The 7534-nt window shown below is 71.7% G+C and carries 7 protein-coding genes and 1 pseudogene; 5 read left to right on the forward strand and 3 right to left on the reverse strand.

The features are described from left to right. Positions 1-280: 280 nt before the first annotated feature. Positions 281-532 carry a DUF5133 domain-containing protein gene (locus ABZ371_RS26110; protein ID WP_358683902.1) on the reverse strand — a complete coding sequence of 84 codons (252 nt, stop codon included), beginning with the start codon at positions 530-532 and terminating at the stop codon, positions 281-283. 418 nt (positions 533-950) lie between these two features. Here ABZ371_RS26110 and ABZ371_RS26115 point away from each other — a divergent pair, with 418 nt between their 5' ends. Together ABZ371_RS26115 and ABZ371_RS26120 are read left to right on the forward strand one after the other, a co-directional pair. Continuing rightward, positions 951-2609 carry a catalase gene (locus tag ABZ371_RS26115; RefSeq protein ID WP_358683890.1) on the forward strand — a complete coding sequence of 553 codons (1659 nt, stop codon included), beginning with the start codon at positions 951-953 and terminating at the stop codon, positions 2607-2609. Positions 2610-2632: 23 nt separating this feature from the next. Next, a complete protein-coding gene (locus tag ABZ371_RS26120; protein WP_358683892.1) occupies positions 2633-3136 on the forward strand; it encodes a metallophosphoesterase in 504 nt (167 codons plus the stop codon). A 95-nt stretch (positions 3137-3231) separates the two neighbouring features. Here ABZ371_RS26120 and ABZ371_RS26125 read toward each other — a convergent pair whose 3' ends face one another. Further along, on the reverse strand, positions 3232-4737 hold the full coding sequence (locus tag ABZ371_RS26125) for a SulP family inorganic anion transporter (protein ID WP_358683894.1): 1506 nt from the start codon (positions 4735-4737) through the stop codon (positions 3232-3234). 335 nt (positions 4738-5072) lie between these two features. On the opposite strand from ABZ371_RS26125, the gene ABZ371_RS26130 reads away from it, so the two are divergent. After that, a complete protein-coding gene (locus ABZ371_RS26130) occupies positions 5073-5540 on the forward strand; it encodes a MerR family transcriptional regulator (protein ID WP_358683896.1) in 468 nt (155 codons plus the stop codon). A 405-nt stretch (positions 5541-5945) separates the two neighbouring features. Here ABZ371_RS26130 and ABZ371_RS26135 read toward each other — a convergent pair whose 3' ends face one another. Then, positions 5946-6374 (reverse strand): pyridoxamine 5'-phosphate oxidase family protein, encoded by a 429-nt coding sequence (locus ABZ371_RS26135; protein ID WP_358683898.1) that lies wholly within the window; start codon positions 6372-6374, stop codon positions 5946-5948. A gap of 265 nt (positions 6375-6639) precedes the next feature. Here ABZ371_RS26135 and ABZ371_RS26140 point away from each other — a divergent pair, with 265 nt between their 5' ends. Continuing rightward, positions 6640-7233 (forward strand): hypothetical protein, encoded by a 594-nt coding sequence (locus tag ABZ371_RS26140; protein ID WP_358683900.1) that lies wholly within the window; start codon positions 6640-6642, stop codon positions 7231-7233. Continuing rightward, positions 7230-7534, forward strand: a pseudogene (locus tag ABZ371_RS26145) (hypothetical protein); the annotation flags it as partial. The gene ABZ371_RS26140 and the pseudogene ABZ371_RS26145, both read left to right, overlap by 4 nt.

Below are 7534 nucleotides of genomic sequence, written 5' to 3' on the forward strand. Positions count from 1 at the left end.
TGTCGCGGAGGCACCGAGCCGGGCCACTCTCCCGCACGGCCCGTACGCGGGCAGGAGCTGACGATCCGGCGGCGGAGCGGGCGAGGCACCGGCCGACGGCCACCGTCGGCGGCCCCACGGAGCAGGGTCCGGCACTCTCGTTCCGCGTACGGTTCGATCCGCGTTCGGTTCGATCCGCGTATGGAGGACACTCACGTCCGTCCTCGTATCCGTCGGCCGCCGGCTGTCACCCCGGCCGGGCGCCCGCGGCCGTTGCTCGCGGGCCGCGGCCGTCGAGCCGTCAGGCGGTGAGCGTCACCGCTTCGGCGTCCGTGACCTCGCCCGCCAGTGCTCCGCCCTCGACCGTCTCGCCCACGAGGGTCTCGTCCAGATACCGCCCGGCCACGGCGAGCGCGTCCTCGACGTTCCGAGTGCCGGTGGAGACGCACAGCGTGTAGCTGATGTCCTCCAGAGCTGCTCCCGCCGAACCGGAGGTCCCGCTCAGCGCCTCGTACCGCTCGACGAGTCCGCGGAGGATCGTGGGGTGGGGCATCAGCACGGCTGCTTCCTTCCGTCGCATCGGAGTGTCATCGTCCGGATGCCCGTCATCCGTACTCCCATGCGTGTCGGATCGCGGCGGTTCCGGAAGCGGGGCGCGCCGGGCCGCGACCCGTGCGGTCCCCGGGAGCGCGGGGAGGCTCGCCGCCGGGTCGTGGGGCGCGCGATCACGTCGTCCGTTCGACCCGCTGCGGTGGTGGGGCCCCGGCGGTGGCGGGAGCATGAGGCCTGGAGACCGTCCACGGGAAGGGGCCGGGCACGCCCGCCTTCTCGCGTTCCGGATTTCCGCTTCCCCGGCGGAGCGGCCCGGCACCCCGGAGTCCGGGGCGGTCCCCACCGCATCACGAGCGGACTCAGGGGTACGAGGCACAACTCAGCCGCGAACCCGGGACAGCGAGAAGGAGTAGTTGGCTGTGACAGACGTAGCGAGCCAAGGACCCGACCACGAGGACGACCGCCCGGTGCTGACGAACCGGCAGGGGCACCCCGTCTACGACAACCAGAACCAGCGCACCGTGGGGGCCAGAGGACCGGCCACCCTGGAGAACTACCAGTTCCTGGAGAAGATCAGCCACTTCGACCGGGAGCGCATCCCCGAGCGCGTGGTGCACGCGCGGGGTGTGACGACGTACGGCTACTTCGAGGCGTACGGCACCTGGGGCGACGAGCCCATCTCGCGGTACACGCGGGCCAAGCTGTTCCAGGACGCGGGCAAGCGCACCGACGTCGCCGTCCGCTTCTCCACGGTGATCGGCGGCCGTGACTCCTCCGAGGCCGCCCGGGACCCGCGCGGTTTCGCCGTGAAGTTCTACACCGAGGACGGCAACTGGGACCTCGTGGGCAACAACCTCGGCGTCTTCTTCATCCGGGACGCGATCAAGTTCCCCGACGTCATCCACGCCCTCAAGCCGGACCCGGTCTCCCACGAGCAGAAGCCGGGGCGGATCTTCGACTTCATGTCGCAGACCCCGGAGAGCATGCACATGCTCGTGAACCTGTTCAGCCCGCGCGGCATCCCCTCCGACTACCGCCACATGCAGGGCTTCGGCGTCAACACCTACAAGTGGGTGAACGCCGAGGGCGAGTCGGTGCTGGTGAAGTACCACTGGCTACCCAAGCAGGGCGTGCGCAGCATGACCGCCGAGGACGCGGCCAACGTCCAGGCGAAGGAGCTGGGGCACGCCACCAAGGACCTCTACGAGGCCATCGGGCGGGGTGACTACCCGGAGTGGGAACTGGTCGTGCAGATGATGTCCGACGGGGAACACCCCGAGCTGGACTTCGACCCGCTCGACGACACGAAGACCTGGCCGGAGCAGGACTTCCCGCCGAAGCCGGTGGGCCGGATGGTGCTGAACCGGGTGCCGGACAACTACTTCGCCGAGAACGAGCAGGCGTCCTTCGGCACGGGTGTGCTGGTCGACGGGCTGGACTTCTCCGACGACAAGATGCTGGTCGGCCGGACCTTCTCGTACAGCGACACCCAGCGCTACCGGGTGGGTCCGAACTACCTGCAGCTTCCGGTCAACCAGGCCAAGAACGCGCGCGTGGCCACCAACCAGCGCGACGGCATGATGGCGTACGACAACGGGCACCACGGTGACAACCCGGAGGTGAACTACGAGCCGTCGATCACCGGCGGGCTGCGCGAGGGCTCCTATCCGACGCATGACGAGCAGGGGCCCGAGATCCGCGGCCGGCTCACCCGCAAGCGGATCCCCCTGACCAACGACTACCTGCAGGCGGGCCAGCGGTACCTGCTGCTGGAGGACTGGGAGCGGGACGACCTGGTGGCCAACTTCGTCGACATGCTCTCTCAGTGCGATCGGCCGGTGCAGGAGCGCATGGTGTGGCACTTCCTGCTCGTCGAGAACGATCTGGGCCTGCGGGTCGGCGAGGGGCTCGGCATCAGCCCCCAGGACGTGTCGGGGCTGAAGCCGCTGGCGAGCCAGGACCTGTCGGACGAGGACCGCAAGCGCCTCGCCAACCTGGGCAAGAACCCGCCGCGTGACGTCGAGGGCCTGACGATGACCCACTGCGTGCCCGACGAACGGCACGTCGTCAACCGCTGAACCGGCGGGACGGGAGAGTGGCTGTGCGCCTGTTGCTGACGTCGGACACCCATGTGCCGAAACGGGCCAGGGCGCTGCCCGCGCCCCTGCTGGCGGAGATCGACGCGGCCGACGTCGTCCTCCACGCCGGAGACTGGGTGGACGCGGCGACCCTGGACCTCTTCGAGGCCCGTGCCCGGCGCCTCGTCGGCGTGTTCGGCAACAACGACGGGCCGGAGCTGAGAGCGCGGCTGGCGGAGGTGGCACGCGTGGAGTGCGACGGACTCCGCATCGGTGTCGTGCACGAGACGGGCGCGTCGCAGGGCCGGGAGCGACGGTGCGCCGAGCGCTTTCCCGATCTCGACGTCCTGGTGTTCGGCCACAGCCACATCCCGTGGGACACGGTCGCCCCCGGCGGGCTGCGGCTGCTCAATCCGGGGTCGCCGACCGACAGGCGGCGTCAGCCGCACCGCACCTTCATGACGGCGGAGGCGACCGGCGGGCGGCTCGCCGACGTGCGGCTGCACCGCCTTCCGCCCCGCGGGTGACGGAGCACGCGCTGCGCCACGTGGACGGGGCCGGGGAGCAGTTCCCCGGCCCCGTCCACGTCTCCGGGCAGGGGTACCCACCCGCCGGTGCGGAGTCAGTGCCCGCCGGAGAGTTCGCCGCTCAGCGAACCGTGCATGCGGGCGCTGGGGCCGTTGAGCCCGGTGATCCGGACGGTCTTGCCGCGCTGCGCGTACTTGGTCTCGATCGCGTCCAGGGCGGCTACGGACGAGGCGTCCCAGACGTGGGCGGACGACAGGTCGATGACGACGTCGTCCGGGTCGCCCGCGTAGTCGAACCGGCCGACGAGATCGTTGGACGAGGCGAAGAACAGCTCCCCGGTGACGCGGTACACGACGGTGGTGCCGTCCGGGTCGACGACGGAGGTGACCTCGGCCAGGTGCGCGACACGGCGGGCGAAGACGATCATCGCGGTGACCGAGCCGACGACGACGCCGACGGCCAGGTTGTGCGTGGCGACGACGCAGGCCACGGTGACCACCATGACGGTGATCTCCCCCGCCGGCATCCGCCTCAGCGTCCTGGGGGCGACGGAGTGCCAGTCGAAGGTCGCGAACGACACCATGACCATGACGGCCACCAGAGCGGCCATGGGGATGTCGGAGACGACGGGCCCGAAGACGATGCACAGCACCATCAGGAAGGCCCCGGCGAGGAAGGTCGACAGGCGCGTCCGGGCCCCGGACACCTTCACGTTGATCATCGTCTGGCCGATCATGGCGCAGCCGCCCATGCCGCCGAAGAAGCCGGTGACGATGTTGGCGATGCCCTGGCCGATGGACTCGCGGGTCTTGTCGGAGTGGGTGTCCGTGATGTCGTCGACGAGCTTCGCCGTCATCAGCGACTCCATCAGCCCGACCAGCGCCATGGCGAAGGCGTACGGGGCGACGGTCGCCAGCGTCCCGAGGGTGAGGGGGACGTCCGGCAGACCCGGCACGGGCAGGGAGGAGGGGAGCGCTCCCTTGTCCCCCACGGTGGGGACCGCGATGCCGGCCGCGACGGTGATGACGGTGAGGACGGCGATGGAGACCAGCGGCGCCGGTACCACCTTCGTGATCCTCGGGAGGAGCACCAATAGCACCAGACCGGCGATGATCAGCGGGTAGACGGGCCACGGCACGTCACGCATCTCCGGGACCTGCGCCATGAAGATGAGCACGGCGAGCGCGTTGACGAAGCCGACCATGACCGAGCGGGGGACGAACCGCATCAGTCTCGCCACCCCGAGCGCACCGAGCACGATCTGGAAGACGCCGGCCAGGATGACCGCGGCGATCAGGTACCCCAGGCCGTGCTCCCGGTTCAGCGGCCCGATCACGAGGGCGACCGCTCCGGTGGCAGCGGAGATCATCGCGCGCCGGCCGCCCACCACGGAGATCACCACGGCCATGGTGAAGGAGGCGAACAGGCCGATCGCGGGATCGACCCCGGCGATGACCGAGAACGAGATCGCCTCGGGGATCAGCGCCAGCGCGACGACGAGGCCGCCCAGCACCTCGGTGCGCCACACCTTCGGGTCGCCCAGCCAGTCGGGACGCAGGCCCCGCAGGCGCGAAGCGGCGGATGTCGGGGAGGAAGTCAAGGAAGCGGAAACCTGTCGTACTCGGGCGACGCCCCCTGGCGCGGCTCACGGGCCGGCGTCGAGGGAACGGTGCGGGGGACGGGGGCGCCTGGCGGGCAGCCCGGGCCGTGCGGCGCGGCGACGCGAACCCGCCGCTCAGGCCGGACCGCTCGGACTCGGGCACCGACCCGCCACGGTGGGGCAGGTGGCAGCACCGGGCGTCACGAACTCGCGCACGGTGGCTCCTGCGGGTATCGGGGTGTCGGCCGGGGGCGCCGTCGGCTCCGGCACGGACGCGGCCCGGCCCACCGGGCCGGCCACGACCTGGACGACTCTACCCTAACGTTAGGGTAGAGATGGGCGGGGTCGTGGACGCGGCAGCGCCGGAGGACCGGACGAGGCAGGACGCGGACGTGGACGACAAGCACATGCAGATCGGCGAGGTGGCCGCGCGGACCGAGCTGTCCCTGCGGACCATCCGCCACTACGAGGAGATCGGCCTCGTCGTCCCCTCGGCCCGCTCGCAGGGCGGCTTCCGCCTGTACACGGAGAGCGACGTGGCCCGCCTGATGGTGGTCCGCCGGATGAAACCGCTCGGCTTCACGCTGGAGCAGATGGGCGATCTGCTGGACGCCACCGACCACCTCGACACAGGGCGCGGCACAACGCCGGACGCCGAGGAGCGGGAGCGGTACCTCGGGCGTGTGCGGAGCTACGAGCGGGCCGCGGCCGACAGAATCGCGGACCTGCGGGTGCAGTTGGAGCGCGCCGAGGAGTTCGCCGCCACACTCCGCGACCGCCTGGAGCCGACGACGCCCGCCTAGCGGCCGGGACGCCTCTCCCGGCAGCTGCGGCAGCCGCGGGTGCCCACCGGGCGTGGCGGATACCCGACCGCGCCCGATCCGTGGAGCCGCACACCGCGGAACCGGCGAAGCCCGGGCTGCTGACGGTGTGGCCTCGACGGCGGCCTTTCCGCGCACCCGCACCGGCGGGAACCGCAGGGGCGCCGTAGCAGCCAGGCCGGGCCGGCAGGACCGAGCTGCCACCCGAGGGGGAACCTGTCGGCGCCTCTCACCCGAGACGGGTACGGAGGGCCGATCGGCCGGCCGACGGCCGGGCAGGGCTCGGGTACGGTGCCCGGACCGAGCGGATCGCGGAAACCCGCTCCCGCCGGCCGCGTACCGCGCCGACCGCCGGGGGCCGCGCGGTTCACCGCGCTCCGTACGCGCTCACCCCTGGCCGAGGTCCGAGCTGAGCCAGTGCTGCGGGCGCATGTGGATGACCACCTGTTCGCCGTGTTCCTTCCAGGCGAAGTCGACGTAGCCCTCGACCTTCTCCGCGGGGAGATAGCGCGCCGAGATCTCCACCAGCTGTTCGCGGGTGGCCGGGAGCGTGCCGACGACGGGGCCTTCGACCGAGACGTAGCGGACGGTGGGTGCCACGCGGTCGACCAGCAGGGTGAAGCGGCCGGCTTCGGCGATCAGGACGCCCTTGCGGGAGCGACGACCCGTCATGATCCAGACGTCACCGCCCGGTTCGTACTGGTACCAGATCGGCACGGAGAGCGGAGCCCGCCCTCCCTCCGCCGAGTCGACGGCGAGTGCCGCGACGTGCGGCTCGGCGAGAAACCGCTCACGTTCTTCGCGGGTCAGTGCCACGAAACGCTCCTTTGTTGACCACTTCGGTGGGTATCACACGATTGTCCCCCGCCGTCGGCGCTCGGCCCGGATACGCGGCTCGCACGTCCCCGGCGTGTCCGCCGTTCCGTTTCCGGGTGGGGCTGTTCGGCATGAACCCGGGAAAGCGGGTACACGCAGCTTGCGCACCGCCCTGCAGGAGCATCGGACGGGCCCCGAGCCGAGAGGAGTTGACGAGCGTGGGACAGCACGACGCATCGACCGCCGACCGACAGGAGCGTCCGTCATGACGACGACCGTGGTGATCATCGTTGCCGTCGTCCTGGTGGCCGTGATCGCATACTTCCTCGTCCGCGCCCGGAGCGGCGGGGGCCACGGCCTGCGCCGCCGGTTCGGACCCGAGTACGACCGTACGGTCGCCCGGCACGGCGGTGACACGAAGGCCGCCGAACGCGAGCTCGCCGAGCGGGTGCGGATCCACGGCTCGCTGCACGAGCGGCCGCTGAGCCCCGAGACGCGCGAGGCCTACGCCGGCCGCTGGACGATCATCCAGCAGACCTTCATCGACTCGCCCGGCGAAGCCGTCGCCGAGGCCGACGCGCTGCTGGCGCGGCTGGCCCGGGACCGGGGCTTCCCGGACGGAGCCGGCTTCGAGGAGCAGACGGCCGCGCTGTCCGTGCACCACGCCGAGCAGATCGACGGGTACCGCAAGGTGCACAGCGCGGTGCGCGAGGGAAGCAGCACGGAGCAGCTGCGCGAGGCGCTGGTCGAGGCGCGTGCGCTGTTCGACGTACTGCTCGGAGACACGCCCGCCGAGCGCGTCCGCCCGGACCACGGGAAGACGGATCGGCACGGGGCTGACGGAAGGACGACGGCATGACGCACGACACCGAACGCATCGGACTGCCCGCCGACGGAGAGCCCCGGCCCGTGCCGGAGTCCCGGGACACCGGGCAGCCCCTCACGTCCGACGGTCCGGAGCGGACCGCGGCGGGGCGGGCGCCCCGGTCCCCGGAGCAGCAGCGGCACTCCGGGTCCGCGGAACCGGGTATATCGCGCACGGGGGCCGCGGGCCCGGACGTCCCGCACCACACCCCCGCGACGGGGCCCGACGTCCCGCAGGTCGCGGGCGCGGGGCGCGGCGCACCCCGCGAGACCACGACCGGATCGCAGCACTCGTC

The sequence above is a fragment of the Streptomyces sp. NPDC005899 genome (assembly GCF_040629645.1).
Taxonomy (GTDB): domain Bacteria; phylum Actinomycetota; class Actinomycetes; order Streptomycetales; family Streptomycetaceae; genus Streptomyces.